General features: G+C 59.2%; 24 protein-coding genes. 21 read left to right on the top strand and 3 right to left on the bottom strand.

Annotation, left to right across the window (positions count from 1 at the left end; all coding sequences use genetic code 11):
- Positions 1–41: 41 nt before the first annotated feature.
- Together tsf and C4N23_RS01575 are read left to right on the top strand one after the other, a co-directional pair.
- Positions 42–965 carry a translation elongation factor Ts gene (gene tsf, locus C4N23_RS01580; protein WP_112143595.1) on the top strand — a complete coding sequence of 308 codons (924 nt, stop codon included), beginning with the start codon at positions 42–44 and terminating at the stop codon, positions 963–965.
- Positions 966–1155: 190 nt separating this feature from the next.
- Positions 1156–1848: an alpha/beta hydrolase gene (locus C4N23_RS01575; RefSeq protein WP_112143593.1), complete on the top strand. Its 693-nt coding sequence runs from the start codon at positions 1156–1158 to the stop codon at positions 1846–1848.
- 97 nt (positions 1849–1945) lie between these two features.
- Here the strand turns inward: C4N23_RS01575 and C4N23_RS01570 are convergent, their stop codons facing one another.
- Positions 1946–3673 (bottom strand): carbon starvation CstA family protein, encoded by a 1728-nt coding sequence (locus C4N23_RS01570; RefSeq protein WP_112143591.1) that lies wholly within the window; start codon positions 3671–3673, stop codon positions 1946–1948.
- 331 nt (positions 3674–4004) lie between these two features.
- On the opposite strand from C4N23_RS01570, the gene C4N23_RS01565 reads away from it, so the two are divergent.
- From C4N23_RS01565 to C4N23_RS01505, 13 genes are all read left to right on the top strand, one after another.
- Positions 4005–4322: a YerC/YecD family TrpR-related protein gene (locus C4N23_RS01565; protein ID WP_112143589.1), complete on the top strand. Its 318-nt coding sequence runs from the start codon at positions 4005–4007 to the stop codon at positions 4320–4322.
- A 61-nt stretch (positions 4323–4383) separates the two neighbouring features.
- Positions 4384–4713: an alpha-helical endospore appendage domain-containing protein gene (locus C4N23_RS01560; RefSeq protein ID WP_055187998.1), complete on the top strand. Its 330-nt coding sequence runs from the start codon at positions 4384–4386 to the stop codon at positions 4711–4713.
- 145 nt (positions 4714–4858) lie between these two features.
- Positions 4859–5530, top strand: coding sequence for an HAD hydrolase-like protein (locus tag C4N23_RS01555; protein WP_112143814.1), 672 nt, complete (start codon positions 4859–4861; stop codon positions 5528–5530).
- Positions 5531–5595: 65 nt separating this feature from the next.
- On the top strand, positions 5596–7419 hold the full coding sequence (locus C4N23_RS01550) for an SGNH/GDSL hydrolase family protein (protein ID WP_112143587.1): 1824 nt from the start codon (positions 5596–5598) through the stop codon (positions 7417–7419).
- A 48-nt stretch (positions 7420–7467) separates the two neighbouring features.
- Positions 7468–7695, top strand: coding sequence for a hypothetical protein (locus C4N23_RS01545; protein ID WP_055188002.1), 228 nt, complete (start codon positions 7468–7470; stop codon positions 7693–7695).
- Between the two features lie 121 nt (positions 7696–7816).
- Positions 7817–8557: a YjjG family noncanonical pyrimidine nucleotidase gene (locus tag C4N23_RS01540; RefSeq protein WP_055188004.1), complete on the top strand. Its 741-nt coding sequence runs from the start codon at positions 7817–7819 to the stop codon at positions 8555–8557.
- A 47-nt stretch (positions 8558–8604) separates the two neighbouring features.
- Positions 8605–10500, top strand: coding sequence for an ABC-F family ATP-binding cassette domain-containing protein (locus tag C4N23_RS01535; RefSeq protein ID WP_112143585.1), 1896 nt, complete (start codon positions 8605–8607; stop codon positions 10498–10500).
- A 20-nt stretch (positions 10501–10520) separates the two neighbouring features.
- Complete coding sequence (locus C4N23_RS01530; protein WP_055188009.1) at positions 10521–11066, top strand: Gx transporter family protein; 546 nt, start codon at positions 10521–10523, stop codon at positions 11064–11066.
- 12 nt (positions 11067–11078) lie between these two features.
- Positions 11079–13535, top strand: coding sequence for an endopeptidase La (gene lon / locus C4N23_RS01525; RefSeq protein WP_112143583.1), 2457 nt, complete (start codon positions 11079–11081; stop codon positions 13533–13535).
- A gap of 15 nt (positions 13536–13550) precedes the next feature.
- Positions 13551–14147 (top strand): ribosome biogenesis GTP-binding protein YihA/YsxC, encoded by a 597-nt coding sequence (yihA, locus tag C4N23_RS01520; RefSeq protein ID WP_097838712.1) that lies wholly within the window; start codon positions 13551–13553, stop codon positions 14145–14147.
- Positions 14148–14152: 5 nt separating this feature from the next.
- Positions 14153–14905 carry a class I SAM-dependent DNA methyltransferase gene (locus C4N23_RS01515; RefSeq protein WP_112143581.1) on the top strand — a complete coding sequence of 251 codons (753 nt, stop codon included), beginning with the start codon at positions 14153–14155 and terminating at the stop codon, positions 14903–14905.
- Position 14906: 1 nt separating this feature from the next.
- Positions 14907–15824 carry an Hsp33 family molecular chaperone HslO gene (gene hslO, locus C4N23_RS01510; RefSeq protein WP_112143579.1) on the top strand — a complete coding sequence of 306 codons (918 nt, stop codon included), beginning with the start codon at positions 14907–14909 and terminating at the stop codon, positions 15822–15824.
- Positions 15811–16185 carry a tetratricopeptide repeat protein gene (locus C4N23_RS01505; protein WP_112143577.1) on the top strand — a complete coding sequence of 125 codons (375 nt, stop codon included), beginning with the start codon at positions 15811–15813 and terminating at the stop codon, positions 16183–16185. The genes hslO and C4N23_RS01505 overlap by 14 nt, the downstream gene beginning before the upstream one ends.
- Positions 16186–16226: 41 nt before the next feature.
- On the opposite strand, the gene C4N23_RS01500 is transcribed toward C4N23_RS01505, so the two are convergent.
- Together C4N23_RS01500 and C4N23_RS01495 are read right to left on the bottom strand one after the other, a co-directional pair.
- Complete coding sequence (locus tag C4N23_RS01500) at positions 16227–17375, bottom strand: sporulation protein YqfD (RefSeq protein ID WP_112143575.1); 1149 nt, start codon at positions 17373–17375, stop codon at positions 16227–16229.
- A gap of 12 nt (positions 17376–17387) precedes the next feature.
- Positions 17388–17675, bottom strand: coding sequence for a YabP/YqfC family sporulation protein (locus C4N23_RS01495; RefSeq protein WP_242967985.1), 288 nt, complete (start codon positions 17673–17675; stop codon positions 17388–17390).
- A 75-nt stretch (positions 17676–17750) separates the two neighbouring features.
- Between C4N23_RS01495 and C4N23_RS01490 the strand changes: the two genes are divergently transcribed.
- The 6 genes from C4N23_RS01490 (at position 17751) to xseB (ending at position 22100) form a co-directional block, all read left to right on the top strand.
- Complete coding sequence (locus C4N23_RS01490; protein WP_181567056.1) at positions 17751–18845, top strand: hypothetical protein; 1095 nt, start codon at positions 17751–17753, stop codon at positions 18843–18845.
- A 75-nt stretch (positions 18846–18920) separates the two neighbouring features.
- Positions 18921–19286: an Asp23/Gls24 family envelope stress response protein gene (locus C4N23_RS01485; protein WP_112143573.1), complete on the top strand. Its 366-nt coding sequence runs from the start codon at positions 18921–18923 to the stop codon at positions 19284–19286.
- 22 nt (positions 19287–19308) lie between these two features.
- Positions 19309–19752 carry a transcription antitermination factor NusB gene (gene nusB, locus C4N23_RS01480; protein ID WP_055188027.1) on the top strand — a complete coding sequence of 148 codons (444 nt, stop codon included), beginning with the start codon at positions 19309–19311 and terminating at the stop codon, positions 19750–19752.
- Positions 19749–20690, top strand: a complete 942-nt coding sequence (locus C4N23_RS01475) for a tRNA (adenosine(37)-N6)-threonylcarbamoyltransferase complex transferase subunit TsaD (protein WP_112143571.1) — start codon at positions 19749–19751, stop codon at positions 20688–20690. Before nusB ends, C4N23_RS01475 begins: the two co-directional genes overlap by 4 nt.
- Positions 20678–21901 carry an exodeoxyribonuclease VII large subunit gene (gene xseA / locus C4N23_RS01470; RefSeq protein ID WP_112143569.1) on the top strand — a complete coding sequence of 408 codons (1224 nt, stop codon included), beginning with the start codon at positions 20678–20680 and terminating at the stop codon, positions 21899–21901. Before C4N23_RS01475 ends, xseA begins: the two co-directional genes overlap by 13 nt.
- On the top strand, positions 21879–22100 hold the full coding sequence (gene xseB, locus C4N23_RS01465) for an exodeoxyribonuclease VII small subunit (protein WP_242852769.1): 222 nt from the start codon (positions 21879–21881) through the stop codon (positions 22098–22100). The genes xseA and xseB overlap by 23 nt, the downstream gene beginning before the upstream one ends.

Below are 22100 nucleotides of genomic sequence, written 5' to 3'. Positions count from 1 at the left end.
TCCGAACAAACCCGTTTAATAACGTGTAAGGGAGAATAAAAATGGCTATTACTGCAAAGGACGTTATGGAGCTGCGCAAGCAGACCGACTGCGGCATGATGGAGTGCAAGAAGGCACTGACCGAGGCCGACGGCAACTTCGAGAAGGCAGTTGAGATCCTGCGTGAGCGTGGTCTGGCTACCGCTGCAAAGAAGGCAAGCCGTACTGCTGCTGAGGGCATGGTCTACGCGGAGTACTGCCCGCAGTGCAAGGTCGGCGTCGTCATCGAAGTCAACGCTGAGACCGACTTCGTCGCAAAGAACGACAAGTTCGTTGCTTTCGTCAAGGAGGCAACTCAGGTCATCATGAAGCAGAACCCTGCTGACGTTGAGGCTCTGATGGCTTGCAAGACCGAGTCCGGCGAGACCGTGGATGAGGCCCTGAAGAACCTGATCCTCGTCATTAAGGAGAACATCAAGGTTCGCCGTTTCGTCCGTTACGAGGGCGTCTGCTCTGCTTACGTCCACGGCGGCGGCACCCACGGCATTCTGGTCAACTTTGAGACCACCAACGACATCGACGCAAAGGACGAGTTCGTTGCTTACGGCAAGGACATCGCTATGCAGGTCGCAGCTGCTAACCCCAGCTACGTCGATGAGGCTTCCGTCCCCGCCGAGGTCGTGGCCAAGGAGAAGGAGATCATGCTCGCTCAGATGGCTGGCGATCCGAAGAACGCTAACAAGCCGGAAGCAGTCAAGCAGAAGATGATCGAGGGCAAGATCAAGAAGTTCTTCAAGGAGAACTGCTTGGTCGATCAGGAGTTCGTCAAGGACGGCGACCTGTCTGTTGCTCAGTACACCGCTAAGGTCGCAAAGGATCTGGGCGGCGACATCAAGATCGTCAAGTTCACTCGTTTCCAGAAGGGCGAGGGCCTTGAGAAGCGTGCTGACGACTTCGCTGCTGAAGTCGCAAGCATGGTGAAGTGATTTAAGCTTCCAAGCTGAAAATGGGAGCCGCAGTGCCTGTCACAGGGTGTTGCGGCTCTTTTTGTTTGTGTTTGAACGAGAAGTGTGTTATCATAGGAACAATTACAATGAAGAGAAAGCTGGAAGTGAAGAATCTCGACCAGCCGCTGTACCGAAAAAAGGAAGGCGGCATCTGACAGGAGATGTTACGATGAAAACACAGAAACTTGAGATCGGCGGTATTCCTGCTTTGCTGTACGGGGAAGAAAGCCGAAAAGTATATCTCTATGTCCATGGCAAAATGGGATGCAAAGAAGAAGCCCTGCCGTTTGCAGAGCTTGCCTGCCCGGCAGGTTATCAGGTGCTGGCCATCGACCTGCCCGAACATGGCGAGCGGAAGAACGGCCCGGAACGGCTCCTGCCATGGGTAGTCGTTCCGGAGCTGCAATTTATAGATCAGTATGCAAGAGTGCACTGGCGGCAGGTCTCGCTGCGGGCCACGAGCATCGGTGTGTGGTTTTCCATGCTGGCGTTACAGGAGAAGGCACTGCGCCGTGCGCTCTTCGTTTCGCCCATCGTGGATATGGAAGACCTCATCGGCAGGATGATGCAGCAGGCCAACGTGACCGAAGAACAGCTGAAGGCGGCAGGGGAGATCCCCACAACTTTCGGGGAGACGCTTTCGTGGCCGTATCTCTGCTGGGTGCGGGAGCATCCGCTCCGCTGGCGCACCCCCACGCAGGTGCTCTATGGTGAAGCTGACGAGCTGACTTCCTATGCCGTGCTTGACCGCTTCAAGCGCGCGACCGGGGCTCAGCTGACCCTTCTGGCCGACGGGGAACACTGGTTCCACACCGAGACGCAGCTGGCCGTGCTGCAGGTCTGGGAAGGAGCGCATCTCTGAAGCGCAGAAAAACAGAGATCCCCGCTGACGGGTTCGATGACGTCAGCGGGGATCTCTTTCTGTTTTTACGAACGAATCGTGAAAACCGCAGTTGTTTTTAGACCTTTGCTTCGCTGTTGTGCTCAGCCTTTTTGTAAGCAGAGAAGGAGTGGAAGACGATGTTCAGGCCCAGAACGATCAGCAGGACTGCGAGGATCAGCTGCAGACCATTGGCGATGAACACAGCGCCCCAAGTGGTCTCACCAGCAGGGATGCCCACCGAAGCGGCTGCGCTGATGGCCTTGACCATGGCGATCAGACGCTGCACCAGAGCGGTGAAGGTGACGCACAGCATGATGACCAGCGGGGGAAAGAGCATCTTGTTGTTGCGGCCGGTGACCTTCAGGAAGACGCACAGGGTAGCCAGAACCAGAGCGCTCAGCAGCTGGTTGGCGGAACCGAACAGCGGCCAGATGTTGGCGTAGCCGATCTTGGTCAGGATGAAGCCGAACACCAGCGTGATGAAGGTGGAGAAATAGACGTTGCAGAACAGCTTGCGCCAACCCTCCGCATGCTCCATGTCATCGACGCTGAACAGTTCCTGAAAGCTCATGCGGCCGATACGGGCCACGGCATCCAGACTGGTCAGAGCCAGAGCAGAAACGCACATGGTCATGAAAACGGTAGCAGCGTAGGCGGGAATGCCGAACATCTCAAAGAAACCGGCAACGCCGCGGCTGAAGATCTGGAACGGGGTGCCTGCAGCAGGGGTGCCGTCCGCAGCGGCAGCAGCACCTGCAACGCACAGGGCCAGAACAGCCAGCAGACTTTCGAGGATCATGGCACCGTAGCCGACCTTCAGCATATCCTTTTCGTTCTCAACGGTCTTGGAAGAAGTACCGGAAGAAACAAGGCTATGGAAACCGGAAACCGCACCACAGGCAACGGTGACGAACAGGATGGGGAACATGGTGCCCAGTTTCTCATTGGTGAAACCAGTGAAGACGGGCAGATTCATGGTGGGATGTGCGACCAGCAGACCGACCACGGCACCTGCGATCATGGCCACGAACATGAAGGTGGTCATGTGGTCACGGGGCTGCTTCAGCAGCCACATGGGCAGGACAGCTGCAAAGAAGATGTAGACGAAGGTGATGTAGCTCCATGCAGCCTTGCCCAAGATGATGGGGAAGTTTGCACCGATCACGAAGGACAGAACGATGAAGACGATGCTGATGACGCTCTCCTTCCAGCCGGAGAAGCTGAACTTCTTCTGGATCAGGCCGAAGACGACAGCGAACACCATGAACATGATGGAGACCATGCCGGCAGCGCCGTTAGTCTGTGCGGCCTCCACCAGAGCACCATCGGTGCCAAAGGCATTGAAGGTGCCAGCGACCATGTCAGCAAATGCTGCGATGACGATGCCGCAGAACAGCCAGCAGAACAGCAGGAACAGCTTGCGGCCAGTCTTGCCGATGTACTTCTCAATCAGCATACCCATGGACTTGCCGTCGTTCTTGACAGAAGCATACAGAGCGCCGAAGTCGGTCACAGCACCAAAGAAGATGCCGCCGATCAGGACCCACAGCAGAACGGGCAGCCAGCCGAAGGCGGCAGCCTGAATGGCACCGGTGACAGGGCCGGCACCTGCGATGGAGCTGAACTGATGGGCGAAAACGGTCCAGCCGTTCGTCGGGACATAATCGCGGCCATCCTCGTGGACGACGGCGGGGGTCTTAGCCTTGGGGTCGATGCCCCACTTGTTTGCCAGCCAGCGTCCGTAGAGGGTGTAAGCTCCCAACAGACACACAGCTGCGATCAAAACGATGACCAGCGTGTTCATTGTTTTTTACCTCTTTCCTTTCTTTTCGCAAGGCAAAGAGGTCACGCCGTGGCATCTTTGCCCGAAAATTGTGTATACTTTATCGCCGATTTCATAATTTGTCAATATATTTGGAACAAGTTCAGTGGATGTGCCAATTCAATAAAAAAATCCGCAACAACTTTTAGGTGATTTTTGTTCACGTGTGAAACGAAGAAACTTTCACACGATGTCAAATGAAAAAGGCTCACTTTATAAAAATACTTGACTTTCACACTTTCAAGTGCTAAAGTAATAATACAAAATCATTGATCACCTTTATGACCCGGTACTTGCCGCAAAGGAGGCCGCTATGGCTGAGAGAAACCCCAGAAAGAACCCGATGACGGACGCATTGTTCGATGCGTTCCTGAGCCTTGAAACGCGGGAGGAGTGTTACAACTTTTTCGAGGATCTGTGCACCGTGAAAGAGATCTCCGACATGGCGCAGCGGCTGGAAGCAGCGAAGCTTCTGCTGGTCGGCAGCACCTACGATCAGATCGTGAAGAAGGTGGAGATCAGCACAGCCACCATCAGCCGCATCAACCGCTGCATCCAGTACGGTGCCGGCGGTTACCGCGATGTCATCGAGAAGCTTTCGGCCCAGAAGGACACCGAGCCGGAGAAGTGACAACGGCGGGGAAACGGGCATACAATGGGCTACACCTTATATAGAAAGGATGATCCCATTTATGGCTGATACCAACTGCACCCCTCTGGAATGCCCCGCACTGCCCCGCGTCACCCTCGATCAGGCGGTCATTGATCTGCTGGAGAGCATCGCGCTGCAGGAATCTGCCCTGAGCCACATCCTCTGCGCCGAGAGCCAGAAGATGAAAACGGCCATGGCGATGGAGGAAGTGGATCTGTGCAAGCTGCTGGAGATCAACGACTCCGCCACCAACATGGTCCATGCCGTCGCCAATCTGGAGCTTGTGCTCAAGGAGAAGCTGGAGTTTATCTCCAACAACCTCTATTACCCCTCTGCCGAGAACTGCTCCGGCACCTCCACCGCGCAATAACGGCGGTTGCCCCTACCTGTCCGCATCGTTTGCCGGGCAGGCTTTTTTATTTGTGGCGATTTCATGAACAATCTCGACAAAAGAGGGAAAAATGATTTGTCGGAATTGATGAAAACGGAAAACTGTGCTATACTATCCCATGTATATGTGTGAAAGAGAGGGAAAAGCCTTGCAGCACTATGACGTGATCTTATTCGACGTGGACGGGACCCTGATCGATTCCGCCCCCGGCATCCTGAATACATTGGAAGAGGTCTTTCATAAAATGAATGTGGACATCACCGGCGTTGATCTTCGCCGCTACCTCGGCCCGCCGCTCCGCAAAAGCTTCGGCGAACACTTTTCTGACCCGGAGAAGATCGAGAAGGCCACCGAGCTTTACCGTGCGAGCTACGCGGCCAAGGGCAGCCATGAAGGCAATGCCTACCCCGGAGCTGCTGAAATGCTCCGCCGCCTGAAGGAAGCGGGCTATGTGCTCTGTACCGCCACCTCCAAGCCCACCAAGGTCGTGACCCCCATCCTCGAAGAGCAGGGGCTGGCTCCCTATTTTGATTTCATCGGCGGCGCGTCCATGGACGAGAGCCGCGATACCAAGACGGAGGTCGTCCGCTATGTGCTGGAGCAGCCCTGTGCCAAGGGCAAGCGGGTGCTGATGGTCGGTGACCGCAATGACGATATGCGCGGCGCGGCGGACTGCCATCTGGTTGCGGCCGCAGCGCTGTACGGCTACGGCAGCCGGGAAGAGCTGGAACCCTTCCACCCGGTCTTCTACGCCGAAAGCTGCGCCGCCCTTGCGGACGCGCTTCTGAACGTCTGACCTGACAACGAATCAACGATAAGGTGAATCATATGAATCCTAGGACACAATCGGACAAGCAATCCATGACTCCTTTGCAGCGGCAGGCGGTTCTGGTCTGCGTCGTATGCGCGCTGGCGGCTCTGCTGACCATCGGCATCACCCTGACCCTGCTCAAGCGGGGCAAAGGGGAGACCCCGGCTGTCCCCGATGCGGACTCCGTGACGACAGACACTCCGGCGGGGAGCAATGATCTGGCCGGCCATTACCAGATCGACAACACCTCCTCCGCCCTGCTGACCGAGACGGCCGACGCGGGCCAGTCCTATCAGGACGAAACTCTTTTTCTCGGCGATTCCAACACCGTCCGCCTCTACAACAACGGCTTGATCTCCCTGCAGCAGTTTTGCGCCAAGGAGGGCATCGGCACACAGGTGGCGCTGCACGAAGGGATCGTCACCTTTAAGAAGGACAGCAATTCCTACACCATCGCACAGGCTGTCGCCATGATGAAGCCCCGCCGCGTGGTCATCACCCTCGGCACCAACGATACCGGCATGGAAGTGGCTGACTTCATCAGCAACTACACCGCGTTGGTACAGGCTATCCGGGAAAGCTACCCGTACACCGACATCATCGTCAACACCATCCCGCCCATCCCGGCGGACCACTCGACCTATCCCCACATGGATCAGGCCAAGATCGACGATATGAACATGGCTCTGCTCAGCATGTGTGAGCAGCTGGGCCTCAAGTTCCTGAACACCGCCGAGACCCTCAAGGGGGACGACGGCTATGGAAAAGCAGATTATTACACCAGTGGTGACATCCATCTGAAGAGCGCCGGGCTCAAGGCTGCGCTGAACTATCTGCGCACCCACGCCTGCGAGACCACCGACAACCGCCCGGATACCAACAACATTCCGATCCGCACGCTGGAATATGTCTCGAACCCAAGCTCTGCGGTTCAGGCCCCCAGCTCGGAAGCCGCCAGCGAGAGCACCAGCAGCTCGGTCGAGGCGGTCCACTATGAAGCTCGCTATCAGGTCGATAAGAACGGCGGCGGCACGCTGGCTTCCGGGAACGAATCCGGCAAGACTTCGTTGAGCTATAGCATCACCGATGCAAGCCAGACCGTCAGTGTGACGGCTGTGCCCGCCGAAGGGCATGTCTTCGTCAAGTGGAGCGACGGCGTGACCAGCAAGACCCGCACGGACACGAAGTTCAAGCAGAACCTCGATGTGACCGCCGTCTTCGCCGCCGTGTCGGTGGAGGTCAGCAGCGAGGGCAAGGGCCTGTTCAGCGGCTCCTATATCTTCCACGCAAAAATCAGCGGCAAGTACGCCAGCAGCGATACGATCCGCTGGTACGCCAACGGCGAGGAAGTTAAGGCCGCTGCCGGCCAGACGACCGTCTCCGTCCCGGCATCCTCTGTTGCAAACGGCAGTTATAAGATCTACGCTGTGGTCACTTACAACGACTGCAAGGTGAGTAGCAACACCCTGACGCTGACCGTCAGCGGCGAGGCCGCCTCCAGCAGTTCGTCCCATTCGAGCGCGTCGAGCAGCTCTTCTTCCGGCTCCTCCAGCTCGTCTTCTTCCGGAGCAAGCTCCGGCAGTACATCCAGCAGCTCCGGCAATTCGGAGGAAAAGCCCGCGTCCTCGTCCAGCTCTTCCCACAGCACCGCCGAAAGCACTTCCAGCAGCTCGGAGCATTCTTCCAGCTCGGCGTCCAGCGCATCGGAGTCCAAGAGCGAATCCAAGGCCGAGTCGGCCAGTGAATCCAAGAGCGAGGAAACCGCTTCTTCCCACAGCGAGTCCAAGGCGGAAAGCGAGAGCAAGGCCGAGAACGACCTGCCCGCTTCGAGCACTGCCGAAAACACGGAAACCGAAGGATCTGCCAGCCGCTGACCTTTTTGCGCTCCGCTGCATAAGCTGGGCAGAAGGGAGCGTGAGCGGATGTTTTGTGAAGAGATCCGTGTTCCGGGCCTTCCCGGAGAAGAGAATGTGACCGACGGCAGCGTGGACTGGTACGAGATGGACTGGGAAAATGTGGACAACGGCGTTTTGGAATCCGAAATGTCGAAGTGCCCGGAAAATCCCTGCTCCGATTCCGATACTTCCCGCTGTGAGGACAACCGTCCGGAACAAACCGACGATGAAACGTATGAAGTAGTCGAGGAATAAGGCGAAGCCAGCTCTGCCGGGGCGGGGCTGGCTTCTCGCTGTTCCTGAAGCTTTGAAAAAATGGCTCCGGTGAGGGGACAAGGTCCCCTGAAAAACAATCGATAAGAGGGGAAACCGATCTATGGCAAAATACTATTGCATCCTGTTCGATGCAGACAATACCCTGCTTGATTTCGACGCCGCGGAGAGCAAGGCGCTGGCGGACACGCTCCGCAATTACGGCATTGAGCCGGACGCCGAAACGGTCCAGACCTACCGCACCATCAACGAAGAACTGTGGCGTCAGTTGGAAAAAGGCCAGCTCCGCCGCGACAAACTGATGGCCGAGCGCTTCACCCGCTTTTTGAAAGCGGTCGATGCTGCGGGCAATGGGGCGGAGATGAATAAGTTCTATCTCGACCAGCTCTCCACCCACCCCGACCTCGCCGCCCCCAATGTGCTGGACGTGCTGAAGGAACTCTCCGAGGTGGCGACGCTGGCCGTCGTGACCAATGGCTTTGACCGGGTGCAGTCCCGCCGGGTGGCGGAATCCGGCATGAAGGACTTCATCGAGGAGGTCTTTGTCTCCGAAAAGCTGGACAGTGAAAAGCCGAACCGCAAGATCTTCGATGCGGCCCTCCGCTCGCTGGGCGTGGAGAACCGGGAGCATGTGCTGATGGTGGGCGACAGCCTGACCAGCGACATTCAGGGCGGCATCAACGCTGGGTTGGACACCTGCTGGTATAACCCGAACCACGCCGAAAATCCGGGTAAGGTCTGCCCGACGTATGAGATCTCGAACCTTGAAGAGCTGTACCCTCTGGTCATGGAGCCGGAGGAACTGGCCAACGTCGGGGTGAAGAACCGCCGCCATCAGCTGTAAGTTCCGGCGCTGTGCGGCAAGGGCAACAAAAGATTGGATGAACAACAATGCTGATACATTTGGAAAAACTGGGCAAGAGCTTCGGTGAAAAGATCGTCCTGCACGACGTCACCGCCAGTGTCGAGCGGGAAGACCGCATCGGCATCGTCGGCCAGAACGGCGCGGGCAAAACGACCCTGCTGAAGATCCTGACCGGTGAATATACAGATTACGAGGGCGAGTTCAGCGTGACCCACGGCGTTACCCTCGGTTATCTGGAACAGAACGCAAAACTCGACCCTACGCTGGATATCTACGGCGAGATGCGCTCCTGCTTTGCGCATGTACTGGACGCCATGGCGCAGATGCAGATTCTGGAACGCCGGATGGCGGCCTCTCCGGAGGATGCTTCGCTGCTGGAACAGCACGATGCGCTCCAGAACATCATCGACGCAGCCGATGGGTACAATATGGACGTCAACATCAAAAAGGTGCTGTCCGGCATGGGCTTCGGGCAGGACACATGGACCAAGAACATCGCGGTCCTCTCCGGCGGCGAGCTGACCCGGCTGCGGCTGGCAAAGCTGCTGCTCCAGAAGCCGGACGTCCTGATTCTGGACGAGCCCACCAACCACCTCGACTTTGCAACAATGGAGTGGCTGGAAAATTACCTTAAGGGGTATTCCGGCGCGGTTCTCGTCGTCAGCCATGACCGGTACTTCCTCGATAACGTCTGTACGAAGATCTGGGAAGTCTCGTTCCAGACCATGACGACTTACAAGGGCAACTTTTCGGCCTATCTGCCCCAGAAGGAAGCGGCCGATGCGCTGCGCCAGAAGCAGCACGACGCCGATGTGGCGCTGGCGGAGAAATTGCAGGATTACGTGGACCGCAACCTTGTGCGCGCTTCCACCACCAAAATGGCCCAGAGCCGCCGCAGACAGTTGGAAAAGCTGGAGATCACCGAAGCGCCCAAAGATGAGACGAATCAGCTCAAGTTCCGCTTCGAATACGACGTGGAGCCGTGGAACGAGCTGGTGCTGATGAAGAATCTGACCATCCGCATCGGGGAGCGCACCCTGCTGGAACCCTTCACCTATACAGTCTGCCGCGGGCAGCGGCTGGTCATTGCGGGCCCCAACGGCGCGGGCAAATCCACCCTGATGCAGGTGCTGGACGGCAAGCGCCGCCCCTCCGGCGGTATGGTGCGGCTTGGCACCGGCGCCCGCCCCAGCATCTTTGCCCAGCAGCAGAACCGTTTGGGTCAAGGCCGGGTCATTGACGTCATCTGGAACAAATACCCCCGGATGACCGAGCTGGAAGTCCGCAGCCATCTGGCGAAGCTTGGTTTCCGGGGCGAAACGGTCTTCAAGCCCTGCGAAGCCCTGTCCGGCGGCGAGCTGGCCCGGCTGCGCTTTGCTGAGATCGTGTTGGAGCGGCCGAACCTGCTCTTCCTCGACGAGCCCACCAACCACTTGGATATCTATACCCGCGAGAACCTGACCGAGGCGCTGATGGCCTACACCGGCACCCTGCTGATGGTCACCCATGACCGCCACCTGATGAACAGCCTCGGCTGCCCGATCCTCTATTTGGAGAACGGCAAGGCGACGCTCTACCCCAGCTACGACGCTCTGATGGGACGCAGTGCTCCTGCCGCCGCCCAGCCCGAAAAATCATCCGAGCCTGCCAAGGCCGGTTACGGCAAGGAGCAGCGCCGCCGCCGCGCCGAGCTGCGTGCCAAGATCAAAGCCTGTGAGGACGAGATGGAGGCGTGCGGTGCCCGCGAGGTGGAACTGGACAACGAGATCAACTCGCCGGAAGTGTACAACGACCCGCAGCTTCTGCGGGAAAAGAGCGATGAACTTGCCGACCTGCGCTTCCATCAGGAAGAACTGTTCGCCGCATGGGAAAAGGCCATGGAGGAACAGGAGCAGTACGAGCAGGGAGCCGCAGAAGAATAACGACCAAAGGAGCAGCCAACATGCCAAAGAACCGCCGCAATGACTCCAAGACCCACAGCATCGCCCTTTCCGGGCTGCTGTTCGCGCTGGCGATGGCGCTCTCGTTCATCGAGGGCACCCTCGTCATCCCCGGCCTTTTGCCGGGCATGAAGCTGGGGCTGGCGAATATTGTGGTGATGTACGCCCTGTTTTTTATGGGGCCGAAACAGGCGCTGGTGCTGGATATCCTCAAGGCGCTCTTCGTTTTTTTGGTGTCCGGCTGGACGGCGGGGTTCCTCTCGCTGTGCGGCGGTCTGCTCTCGCTTTTGGTGATGTGGCTGCTGTATTATCATTTCCCGGTGCGGCCGACATGGTATATCCTGTCGGTCTGCGGTGCACTGGCCCACAACATCGGTCAGCTTCTGGGAGCCAGCGTGATCCTTTCCACCGCCGTCTCCCTTTACTACGCGCCGGTCATGCTGGTGCTGGGGCTTGTGATGGGCGCACTGACGTCCGTTACCCTCCGCGCCATCCTGCCCGCACTGGGTCGTCTCGGTTACAACACCCACGAACATCGTGGAGAATAAGAGGTTTTGCATATGTCTGAAAAAGTTACGGTCCGGGTGGAGCGGAACATTCTCCATCTGCCCGCCATTGCCCTGCGGGGGCTTGTGGTTTTCCCCAACAACCTGCTTCACTTTGAAGTGGGCCGCGAAAAGAGCATTGCCGCGGTGGAGTGGGCGGTCAGCAATCATTCCAACGTCTTCCTCATTGCCCAGAAGGACATGAAGGCCGACGACCCCGCCGCCGACGGCCTGTATCATTACGGTGTCGTAGCCGAGATCAAGCAGGTCATGCGGGTGTCGGATGACCTCGTCCGCATCCTTGTGGAGGGCAAATACCGCGCCAAGCTCACCCAGATCGACACCGACGGCAGCTTCCTGCTGGCCTCGGTGCGCCCCACGCCGGTGCGCCCCGTGAAGCCCGAAGAAGAGGCCGAGGCGGATGCGCTGCTCCGCAACGTGAAAAAGAGCTTCGACGAGCTGCTCAACCTGAACCCCCGCATCGGCAAGGATGTGGTGTTCGCGGTCAATTCCAACAACGACCCCGCCTTCCTCTGCGAGTACATCCCGGCAAACCTTCTGTTCCGCTTTGAGGACAAACAAGCCGTGCTGGAAGAGGGGACTCTGATCGGCCGTCTGCGCCTTCTGGTGGAGCGGATGCACCGGGAGCGCCGGATGCTGGAGATCGACAAGGAGATCGCCCAGAAGGTCGATGAAGCCATGGACAAAAACCAGCGCGACTACTACCTGCACGAGCAGATGCACATGATCAGCGAGGAGCTGGGCGAGGACGACGACACCACCGCCGAAGCCGAGGAGTACCGCCGCAGGATCACCGAGCTGCATCTGGATGCCGACCGTGAGAAGAAGCTGCTCAAGGAAGCGGACCGCCTTTCCAAGATGCAGAGCAGCAATCAGGAGGGTACGGTCATCCGCACCTATCTGGATACCTGTCTGGAGCTGCCGTGGAACACCTTCACCGAGGATGACCTCGACATCGCCAAGGCCCAGCGCATCCTTGACCGCGACCACTACGGCCTGAAAAAGGTCAAAGACCGCATCCTTGAGGTGCTGGCCGTCCGGAAACTTGCCCCGGACGTCAAGGGCCAGATCATCTGCCTCGTCGGCCCTCCGGGCGTCGGCAAGACCAGCATTGCACGCTCCATCGCCGAAAGTTTGGGCCGCAAGTATGTCCGCCTGAGCCTTGGCGGCGTGCGGGATGAAGCCGAGATCCGCGGCCACCGCCGCACCTATATCGGCGCCATGCCGGGCAAGATCATCAGCGCGATGATCACGGCCAAGAGCTCGAACCCGCTGATGCTGCTGGACGAGATCGATAAGCTGGCGGGCGATTTCCGGGGCGACCCGGCTGCCGCTCTGCTGGAAGCGCTGGACCCGGAGCAGAACGCTGCCTTCAACGACCACTTCATTGATATGCCGTTTGACCTGAGCCATGTGCTCTTCATCACCACGGCCAACGACCTCGGCGCCATCCCCGGCCCGCTGCGGGACCGTATGGATGTCATCGAGCTGCCCAGCTACACCCGCGTGGAAAAATACAACATCGCCCGCAAGCATCTGGTGCCCAAGCAGCTCAAGGCATGCGGCCTGAGCGGCAAGGTCACCTTTTCCCAGAGTGCGCTGTACGGCATCATCGACGGCTATGTGCGCGAAGCCGGCGTCCGCAACTTGGAGCGTACCATCACCAGCGTGCTGCGCAAGTGTGCCCGCAAGATTGCTTCCGGCGAGGTGGAAAGCTTCGCCGTCACCGGTTCCAATCTGGAAGAGCTGCTGGGCCCCAAGATGATCAAGCCCGACTTCCTCAACCGCACCAATGCCATCGGCATCGCCAACGGTCTGGCATGGACCAGCGTGGGCGGCGAGACCCTGCCCATCGAGGTGCAGGTCATGGACAACGGCAGCGGCAAGATCACGGTCACCGGTTCGCTGGGCGACGTGATGAAGGAAAGCGCCCAGCTTGCCGTCACCTATGTCCGCGTCCATGCGGATGAGTACGGCATCGACCCGGAGCGCCTGAAAAAGTGCGACCTGCACATCCACGCCCCCGAAGGCGCCGTGCCGAAGGACGGCCCCTCCGCCGGTGTCACCCTGACCACGGCGCTGGTATCCTGCCTGTCCGGCATCCCGGTGCGCGGCGATGTCGCCATGACCGGCGAGATCACCCTGCACGGCAACGTGCTGCCCATCGGCGGTCTGCGCGAAAAGAGCATGGCTGCTTACCGTGAGGGGATGAAGACCGTCCTCATCCCGAAGGACAACGTCTCCGACCTGTATGAGGTGGATGACGAGGTGAAGAAGAACCTCCAGTTCCTGCCCATGTCCAATCTGGCGCAGGTGCTGAACGCCGCGCTGCTCAAACCCAAAACCGTTTCCGCCCGCCATTCGCACCCCAGCAAAAAGGCAAAAAAGCCTGTGGACGCGGCTTCCCAGCCGAAGCCCGCAGAGCAGCCCAAGCCCGGTGCGGTCTGCTGACAAAGGAGCAACACGATGAACTATAACAAAGCGGACTTTATCGCCAGTTACGGCATTTCCAGCCAGCTGCCCGAAAGTGACCGCCCGGAACTGAGCTTTTCGGGTCGGTCCAACGTGGGCAAGTCCAGCCTGATCAACAAGCTGTGCAGCCGCAAGAATCTGGCCCGCGTCTCCAGCACGCCGGGCAAAACGGCCACCATCAACTTTTATTCGGTGGATGACTGCTATTTTGTGGACCTGCCCGGCTACGGCTACGCCAAGGTCAGCAACGCCGACCGTGAGCGTTGGGATGACTTGATCAACAGCTACTTCGAAGCGCCCCGCCACCACACCCTGCTGGTCCAGCTCATCGACTGCCGCCACGCCCCCAGCGCGGATGATCTTCAGATGCTCAAATATCTGCATTACCACGACATCCCGTTTGTTGTGGCGCTGACCAAGGCGGACAAGCTCAAGAAGAGCCAACTGGCCAAGACGCAGGAAGACTTCGAAACGATCTGTCTGCCCTACGGCTGCCGGAAGGTCGTGCTGACCAGCGGCGAAAACGGCTACGGCATTCCGGAGCTGCAGGCTGTGTTGAACGAAGCGGTGGCCGAAGAGGATGCGGAGTAACAGCGATGGCTTACAACGAATTTGCCTATTTTTACGATGAGTTCAATGGGGAAGCCGATTACGACGCCCTGTACAAACACATCCAGAAGGAACTGGCCGCCCACGGCATCGCGGACGGCATCGTGGCCGACCTTGGCTGCGGCACAGGGGAACTGACCCTGATGCTGACCCAAGCGGGCTACGATATGATCGGCATCGACCAATCCGAGGAGATGCTCTGCGTCGTTCGGGACAAGGCCGAACAACTGGGCCTTTCGGGCAAGCTCCTGCTCTTGCAGCAGGACCTGCTCAAGCTCGACCTCTACGGCACCATCCGGGGTGCGGTGTCCACTTTTGACACGTTCAACCACATCCCGGACCTCGATACCGCCGTTGCGAATGCGGGCTTTTTCATGGAAGCGGGCGGCGTCTTCCTCTTTGATATGAACACCCCCTACAAGCACCAGAATGTGCTGGGAGAGAACGAGTTCACTTTTGAGGAAGAGGATGCTTCCTGCGTCTGGCGCAACCACTACGATGCGGAAAACCGCCGGGTGGAGATCACCGTGGACATCGACTACCGGGAGACCGGCGAGCATTTCCACGAACAGTTCTACGAGTACACCTACGACCTTGAGACCATCCGCGCGGCGCTGGAACAGCACGGCTTTGTGCTGGAAAGCGTCTGCGACGGCGAGACGTTCGGCCCTCTGACCGACGAGAGCGAGCGTTATTTCTTCTGTGCGGTCAAGCAGTATACCCAATTGGAGGAACAATAATATGTCGAATCTGATCCGCGGCCTGTCGGAGAACGGCGGCGTCGTGTTCTGCGGCGTGAACTCCACCGAGATCGTCCGCAAAGCCGAACAGCTCCATAAGACCAGCGCCACTTGCAGCGCGGCCCTTGGCCGTCTGCTGACGGGTGCCGCCATGATGGGCTCTATGCTCAAGGATGACCGCGATACCGTCACCCTGCGCGTCTCCGGCAACGGCCCGGCGGGTGTGCTGATCGCGTGCACCGACGGCACCGGCAACGTGAAGGGCTGCATCGACAACCCGCTGGTGGAGCTTCCGCTCAAGGAAAACGGCCACTTGGACGTCGGTGGGGCTGTCGGCAGGGACGGTGTTATGACCGTCATCCGCGATAACCGGCTGCAGAAGGAGCCCACCGTCGGGCAGGTGCCGCTGGTCTCCGGCGAGATCGCGGAGGATCTGACCAGCTACTACGCCTACAGCGAGCAGATCCCCACGGTCTGCGCTCTGGGCGTGCTGGTGGATACCGATCTGACCATTGCCTGTGCGGGCGGCTACCTCATCCAGCTCCTGCCCGGTGCGACCGATGCTGAGATCACGCAGCTGGAACAGAACATTGCCGCCATGCCCTCCGTCACCGAGCTGCTCCGCGCGGGCAAGACGCCGGAGGATATGATGGAACTGGCGCTCAAGGGCTTCAACCCCAATGTCCTCGACGAGCGGGAGGTGGCCTACCGATGCGATTGCAGCCACGAGCGCACCGAAGAGATGCTGCTCAGCCTCGGCAAAAAGGAGCTGGAAAAACTCCGTGACGAGGACCCCAACTGCGAGGTCGTCTGCCACTTCTGCCACACCAAGTATCAGTTCGACCTGAACGAGCTGGTCCAAAAGGCTGTAGATAAGCACAAAACGCCCGTGCCGACTGAGGAAAATGAAAGTGTCTGATTACTATGCTCCTTGTAAAGAACTTGACGAATGTAATGCGTTGATTGAACAGTATTGGAACACAAAGCGATATGAATTGTGTTTTGCAGGACATTTGAAACTTGCAGAAAAGGGATATCCTCTGGCGGAATGTCAAGTGGGATATTTCTATCTGGAAGGTTATGGGGTTCAAAAAAATCTCACACAGGCATTTTATTGGACGGAACGTGCCGCGCAGCATGGTGACCGCGATGCACAATTCAATCTGGGGTGGTTCTATGAAAATGGAATCATTGTTCCAAAAGATTTGGAAATTGCAAATGTGTGGTATCATAAAGCGGCAGCGCAGCAACAGACGGATGCGTTGGAAAAATTAAAATAGTATGAAAAGGCGGCAGAGAGTTTCTCGCTCTCTGCCGCCTTTTAGTCTGCGCAGATATCGGCAATAATCGTATAAACGACCCGGTAACGCAGGGTATCGTTTTCGGTGGAGACATCTTCTTTCTGGGCCACAAATTCCGCATCCGGGGCAGCGGCGAAAAGCGCTTGCAGGCTGTGGAGTTTTGCCAAGGCCAGCGCCTGTTCTTCGGTGTAGGAAATTTCCTGCTCTGTCTGCTCGTAATAAGTGGTTTCTGCGATGGAAAAGGGAAGGCACAGCCCCAGCCACTCCGGCTGTACGGTGCGGGAAATGGCAAGCGCCGTTTCTTCTGAAAATTGCTTCCAAACCGGCAGGGGAAGATTCCATCCATTAAACGAAACGACACGGCGGCTGAATTGCCGCCCGGTCAGGCGTTTTGCGGAAACGATCAGCGGCTCTGTCTGCACGTGCTCCCAATCGAATCGGGCGAAGACGGCCCCGGCGGCGGGTTCGAAGATGGGGGTGCCGTCCCGCTCTGTGCGGGCTGTGCCGATGAGGGGCTGCCCGGCCTCCACGGCCTGTCCGGGGGTGACCAGCATCGTGCCGCTGGTGAGATTGGTGCGGACCACGGTTCCGGCGGTTTTGGCCAATACGCCGTCCAGCTTTCCGGCGGCGATGTCCGGCACCGGCTTTGCGGCGGCCGCTTCCACCACGAGCCGCCCATCCTGAAAATTCAGGCTCGCCCACGAAAACTCTCCGCTCTGCAAAAGGGCGTATTCCCCGGCGGTCAGCTTTTCCTGCGTGATGAAGCTGCCGGGGGCAATCGAGCACGTTTCCCGCAGGATCTGCTTGGCCCGTGCTTGCTGCCCGGCGGAAAGGCTGCTGGGATCCACGGCCCAGACAAAATTCTGCGACCACAGCAGCAGGGGAACGAAGAGCAGCAGTCCCGCCCAGAGCCCCCGCCGCCGGAGAAAGGGCCGGAGGAAAAAGTAAAGGCCGGTGCGCTGAGCGATGTGCAGCCGCACCCGCCGCTTCCGGGCCAGCGCTGCGAGCTTTCGGTAGCGCCACGCCGCACACCGGGCCGCAAAGCCGCCGGGCTGCGGCGTGACCTCGGAGAGGTGAAGGCCCGTCCGTGCCGCTTCGGAGAGGAGCCCCTCCCCATTCCCGTTTCGCGCGGAAAACCTTACCCCAGCCCAGAGCAACTGCAATTCCATCCGTTCCGCCTCCTAGCTGCTGGAAAATTCGGTGCGCAGAAAGATGCCCCGCAGGGTGATGCGGTGGGCGGCCAGCGTTTCAATCCGCATCCCGTCGCCGTAAACGGTGAACCGCCCGCGCCGGAATTCGAGGCAGAGCTTTTCTTCATCGTAGAGGAGGATGCGCTGAAACTGTTCGATCTCCATCCGGTCGCCGCTGCGGTAGACGGAGGGCTGGCCGTAAAAGCCTCGCACAGGCTGGCGGAACATCCGCTGGAACCACTCCCGCAGGGAAAGACGTCCGGTCCGCTGTTGTTTCACGCCCGCTCCCTCCCCATACTTGCTGTGCAAAGCTCCGCCCATTGTTCCATATATATGGAAGCGGAGGGGTTTTGTATGTATCAAATCGGATTCTTTCTTCTGGCGGTGCTGGCCGGAGTGCTGCCGTTTGCGGCTCCGGGACCCTGCACACAGGCCCTGCGGGAGGGGTTGGTGCTCTGCGGCGGGCCGCTGCTGCTGTCCCTGTTTCCGTTCTTGGTGGTGTCGTCGCTGCTGGTGCAGTGCCCGGCCAGCGACCTGCTGGCTGTCCCATTCCGTCCGCTGGCACGGGGAATCGGGGTGCACAGCCCCTGCGCCGCGCGGGTGCTGATGATCGGCTTCTTCGGGGGCTTTGCTCCGGCAGCCAATGCGGCGGCTCAGGCCGTGCGGACCGGGCAGCTCACCGGGCGGGAAGCGGACGCCCTGCTGCCCGCGTGTGTCTGCTCCGGGCCGTCCTTTGTGGTGCTGACGGTGGGGGAGAGTATGCTGGGCAGCGCTGAACTCGGTGTGCTGCTGTTTGGCGCGCAGCTGGCGGCCGGCTATCTGACGGCGGCGCTGCTGTGCCGGATGGCACCGGCCGGGGAAGGGATGCGGACCATTTCTGTGCAGCCCTCGCCGGAGCCGCCCCGCCTGACGGATGTTCTCACCGACGCAGCGATCGGCTACGTAAAGCTCTGCGGCTTCGTGCTCTTTTTCCGGATGCTGGCAGCCGGGGCCGGGGCGCTCCTCCCGCCCATGGCAGGGACGCTCTGCGCCATGCTGCTGGAAGTCTGTTCCGGGTGTGATCTGGCGGCCCGCACCGGGCGGTGGGCCAGCCTCCTTTGCTGCACGGCTCTCAGTGTGCAGGGGCTTTCGGTCCTGCTCCAAGTCCGGGCCCTCTGCCCGCCGGAAATGACGCTCCGGCCCCTATACACAGCACGTCTTTTGCACCTGCCGCTTTCACTGGGGCTGTTTTATCTGCTGTTGCCGAGCGGGGAGCAGAGCGTATTCAGCACCCTGCCGCCGCAGGTGGTGCCGATGCGCCGTCTGCCGCCGGACTGTCTGCTGCTGGTGTTCTTCGTCTGCTGCCTGTGCGTGTGCGAGCTGAGCCGCCTTTTGCAAAAGCCGACCCCGGAACCAAAAGAAACGGTTGTGAATCGGCGAGAAAGATGGTATAATAGACATAAGCATTGAACGGCAGGGAGGTCTCCCTGCAAAGATGGAAATAAAATGAATGAGCATACGCTTATTTTAGATGGAGGACCTAGAATGGATTTACAGAATATGGATCTGAACGGCGGGACCCTGCAGATTTCCACCGAAGTCATCGGCAAGATCGCACGCTGCGCTGCACTGGAAGTGGACGGTGTGTCCGAGGTTTCCTGCGGCAAGCAGAACAAAAAGGTGAAGGATTTTCTGGAAGCTGCCAGCATCCAGCCGCCCGTGATCGTGGAAATGCGGGACGGCACCGCGGAACTGACCCTGAATCTGGTGGTCGCCTTTGGCGCGCGCATCCCCGCTGTGGCTGAAAAGGTGCAGGAAAATGTGAAGACTGCTGTTCAGAGCATGACCAACGTGACCGTGAGCCGCGTCAATCTGGTCATCGCCGGTGTTGCTGCCGCAGAACAGGAATAAGTGAGAGGAATAGAAAACTACTATGGAAAATGTTTTGCCCCGTCGTGAAGCCCGCGAAAATGCGTTTTTGTTGGCTTTTTCGCAGACCTTTGGTGATATCCCCCTGCAGGAGGCTCTGCTCAACAACACGGAAGACGAAGAGCACCCGGTGGATGTGTTCGGCAAGCGGCTTTTGAACGCTTACTACGACCACTCCGCGGAGGTGGATGACCTTATCAGCAGCCATCTGCGCAACTGGACCATGGCCCGTCTGCCCCGCGTGAGCCTGACGGTGCTGCGTCTGGCACTGGCCGAGATGCTGTACGGCGACGAGAAGAAGGTCGCCGTCGTCATCAACGAGGCCGTGGAGCTGACCAAGAAATACGGAGCAGATGAGGATCACCAGTTCGTCAACGGTCTGCTGGGCACGGTCGCCCGCGAGCAGGGGCTGGACACTGCCGAGGATGCAGCGTCCGAAACACTGTGAGCCGCTATACACTGGGCATCGACACAAGCAACTATGCAACCTCTCTGGCGGTTTTTGATACAGCCGGAGAGGTTGTTTGTGCAAAGAAGCGGTTTCTCCCGGTCAAGGAGGGGCAGCTCGGCTTGCGTCAGAGCGATGCGCTGTTCCACCACACCACCGCCTTGCCCGAAATGCTGGAGGAATTGAGCGGGGAGTTCGACCTGACGCAGATCTCTGCTGTGGGCGTCTCCCAGAAGCCGCGCCCGGTGGAGGGCAGCTATATGCCTTGCTTTCTTGCGGGCGTCAGCGCGGCCACGGCCTTTTCCAAGGCCCGCGGCATCCCGCTGATCCGCACGACCCACCAGCAGGGCCACGCCGCAGCAGCGCTGTTTGCCGCAAAAGGGGAGGAGCTGTTCCGCCAGAAGGTACTGCTCTTCCACATTTCCGGCGGCACCACCGACCTGCTGCTCTGCGATCAGGTGGAACAGATCGAGACGCTGGGCACCAGCACCGACCTTTACGCCGGGCAGGCGGTGGACCGCGTAGGCGTCAAGCTGGGCTTTGGTTTTCCGGCCGGTGTCGAAGTCTCCCGCCTTGCGGCGTTGTGTGAGGAACCCATCAAGCCGAAATCGAGCGTCAAGGGGATGCAGTGCAGCCTTTCCGGGCTGGAAAACCAGTGCAATGCCCTGCTTGCCGCCGGGAAAAGCCCGGACTATGTCTGCAAATACTGCTTGCTCTGCGTGGCGGATACCGTTGTGAAGATGACCAAGGCTGCGCAGAAAGAATATCCGGAGCTTCCGGTGGTCTGCGCGGGCGGCGTCATGAGCAGCGATATCATCCGCCAATGGGTGCAGCAGCGTCTGCCGCAGGTGTATTTTGTGCCGGGCCAGTATTCCAGCGACAACGCCATCGGGGTGTCGATCCTTGCCGCACGGGAGGTCGGATCATGGCTGAAGTGATCTCTGTCTCGGCTTTGAACCGCTACGTCAAGACCCTGCTCGATGCGAACGACCTGCTGTTTGACCTTGCGCTCCGGGGCGAGATCGCAAACTTTGTCCAGAACGCCCGGAGCGGCCACTGCTATTTTTCCCTGCGGGATGAGACCGCCAGCGTGAAAGCCGTCATGTTCCGCTCCGACGCGCGGCGGCTGGGGTTCCGCCCTGAAGAGGGAATGAAGGTCGTCGTGCGCTGCCGGGTCACCCTCTACGAGCGGGACGGTGCGTTTCAAGTCTATGTCAACGACATGTTCCCGGATGGCATCGGTTCGGCGCAGCTTGCCTTTGAGCAGCTGAAAGCAAAGCTCGACCAAGAGGGTCTGTTCGCGCCGGAGCATAAGAAGCCGCTGCCGCAGTTTCCCCGGTGCATCGGCCTTGTCACCAGCAAGACCGGTGCCGCATTGCAGGATATCCGCAATGTCATCGGGCGGCGTTGGCCTGCTGTGAAGCTGCTGCTCTGCCCGGTCAACGTGCAGGGCTTTGAGGCGGCGGATGAGATCGCCGCGGCCATCGACCGGCTCGACAAGAGCGGCAGAGTCGATGAGATCATCGTGGCGCGGGGCGGCGGCAGCAGGGAAGATCTCTGGGTCTTCAATGCGGAGCGGATCGCGCGGGCAGCCTACCGCTGCAAAACGCCCCTCATCAGCGCCATCGGCCATGAGATCGACTTCACGATTCTGGACTTCGTAGCGGATCAGCGGGCCCCGACCCCCTCGGCGGCGGCAGAGCTTGCCGTGCCGGATCGGGCCGAGTATGCGCGAAAATTATTCATTTTGGAAGAAAATATTCACAATTCTATCCAAAACAAGCTAGAGTTATGTTATAATAGACTGGACGAAACGGCACAGGCGTTTTCCCGCCCGCAGATGCAGGGTCAGCTTGCCCAGCGCCAGCAGCAATTGCAGATGCTGACCGGGCAGCTCAGTGCAGCGGCGCGGGCAAAGCAGCAGAGCTGTGCGCTCCAAATGAACCATGCCGCGTCACTGGCGGCATCGCTGAACCCTTATGGCGTCCTTGCGCGGGGCTACGCGCTGGTGCAGGACGAAAAGGGCCGCATCTGCGCCCCGGATGCGCTCCGGGCGGGGCAGAGCATTACGCTCTGCGGCGCAAAGAACCGCATCCGCTGTACCGTGGATGCCGTGGAGGAACCCAATGAGAGCACCCAAAAGCTTTGAAGAAGGTATGAACCGGCTGGAAGCCATCCTCGACCAGATGCAGCAGCCGGAGACCACGCTGGCAGAATCGGTCAAGCTGTATGCCGAAGCGGCATCGCTGACCGAATATTGCCGCAATACACTGGAAAAGGCTTCCCTGCAGTTGGATGAGATCGACGCCAAGTGTGCCGAAGCTCAGACGCCGGAAGCGGATCACTAA

Source organism: Faecalibacterium hattorii (assembly GCF_003287455.1).
GTDB classification, from domain to species: domain Bacteria; phylum Bacillota; class Clostridia; order Oscillospirales; family Ruminococcaceae; genus Faecalibacterium; species Faecalibacterium hattorii.
The sequence above is the reverse complement of the archived record's forward strand: the minus strand, read 5'-3'. Positions and strand labels throughout refer to the sequence as shown.

What these genes read in the sequence shown, in the direction of transcription:
- C4N23_RS01550 (WP_112143587.1), top strand. Translation starts at nt 5,596, where the DNA reads ATGACTCCTTTGCAGCGGCAGGCGGTTCTGGTCTGCGTCGTATGCGCG.
- tsf (WP_112143595.1), top strand. Translation starts at nt 42, where the DNA reads ATGGCTATTACTGCAAAGGACGTTATGGAGCTGCGCAAGCAGACCGAC.
- lon (WP_112143583.1), top strand. Translation starts at nt 11,079, where the DNA reads ATGTCTGAAAAAGTTACGGTCCGGGTGGAGCGGAACATTCTCCATCTG.
- xseA (WP_112143569.1), top strand. Translation starts at nt 20,678, where the DNA reads ATGGCTGAAGTGATCTCTGTCTCGGCTTTGAACCGCTACGTCAAGACC.
- C4N23_RS01530 (WP_055188009.1), top strand. Translation starts at nt 10,521, where the DNA reads ATGCCAAAGAACCGCCGCAATGACTCCAAGACCCACAGCATCGCCCTT.
- C4N23_RS01570 (WP_112143591.1), bottom strand. Translation starts at nt 3,673, where the DNA reads ATGAACACGCTGGTCATCGTTTTGATCGCAGCTGTGTGTCTGTTGGGA.
- hslO (WP_112143579.1), top strand. Translation starts at nt 14,907, where the DNA reads ATGTCGAATCTGATCCGCGGCCTGTCGGAGAACGGCGGCGTCGTGTTC.
- C4N23_RS01560 (WP_055187998.1), top strand. Translation starts at nt 4,384, where the DNA reads ATGGCTGATACCAACTGCACCCCTCTGGAATGCCCCGCACTGCCCCGC.
- C4N23_RS01505 (WP_112143577.1), top strand. Translation starts at nt 15,811, where the DNA reads ATGAAAGTGTCTGATTACTATGCTCCTTGTAAAGAACTTGACGAATGT.
- C4N23_RS01515 (WP_112143581.1), top strand. Translation starts at nt 14,153, where the DNA reads ATGGCTTACAACGAATTTGCCTATTTTTACGATGAGTTCAATGGGGAA.
- C4N23_RS01575 (WP_112143593.1), top strand. Translation starts at nt 1,156, where the DNA reads ATGAAAACACAGAAACTTGAGATCGGCGGTATTCCTGCTTTGCTGTAC.
- C4N23_RS01535 (WP_112143585.1), top strand. Translation starts at nt 8,605, where the DNA reads ATGCTGATACATTTGGAAAAACTGGGCAAGAGCTTCGGTGAAAAGATC.
- yihA (WP_097838712.1), top strand. Translation starts at nt 13,551, where the DNA reads ATGAACTATAACAAAGCGGACTTTATCGCCAGTTACGGCATTTCCAGC.
- C4N23_RS01490 (WP_181567056.1), top strand. Translation starts at nt 17,751, where the DNA reads ATGTATCAAATCGGATTCTTTCTTCTGGCGGTGCTGGCCGGAGTGCTG.
- C4N23_RS01565 (WP_112143589.1), top strand. Translation starts at nt 4,005, where the DNA reads ATGGCTGAGAGAAACCCCAGAAAGAACCCGATGACGGACGCATTGTTC.
- C4N23_RS01540 (WP_055188004.1), top strand. Translation starts at nt 7,817, where the DNA reads ATGGCAAAATACTATTGCATCCTGTTCGATGCAGACAATACCCTGCTT.
- nusB (WP_055188027.1), top strand. Translation starts at nt 19,309, where the DNA reads ATGGAAAATGTTTTGCCCCGTCGTGAAGCCCGCGAAAATGCGTTTTTG.
- xseB (WP_242852769.1), top strand. Translation starts at nt 21,879, where the DNA reads ATGAGAGCACCCAAAAGCTTTGAAGAAGGTATGAACCGGCTGGAAGCC.
- C4N23_RS01485 (WP_112143573.1), top strand. Translation starts at nt 18,921, where the DNA reads ATGGATTTACAGAATATGGATCTGAACGGCGGGACCCTGCAGATTTCC.
- C4N23_RS01555 (WP_112143814.1), top strand. Translation starts at nt 4,859, where the DNA reads ATGTGTGAAAGAGAGGGAAAAGCCTTGCAGCACTATGACGTGATCTTA.
- C4N23_RS01500 (WP_112143575.1), bottom strand. Translation starts at nt 17,375, where the DNA reads ATGGAATTGCAGTTGCTCTGGGCTGGGGTAAGGTTTTCCGCGCGAAAC.
- C4N23_RS01545 (WP_055188002.1), top strand. Translation starts at nt 7,468, where the DNA reads ATGTTTTGTGAAGAGATCCGTGTTCCGGGCCTTCCCGGAGAAGAGAAT.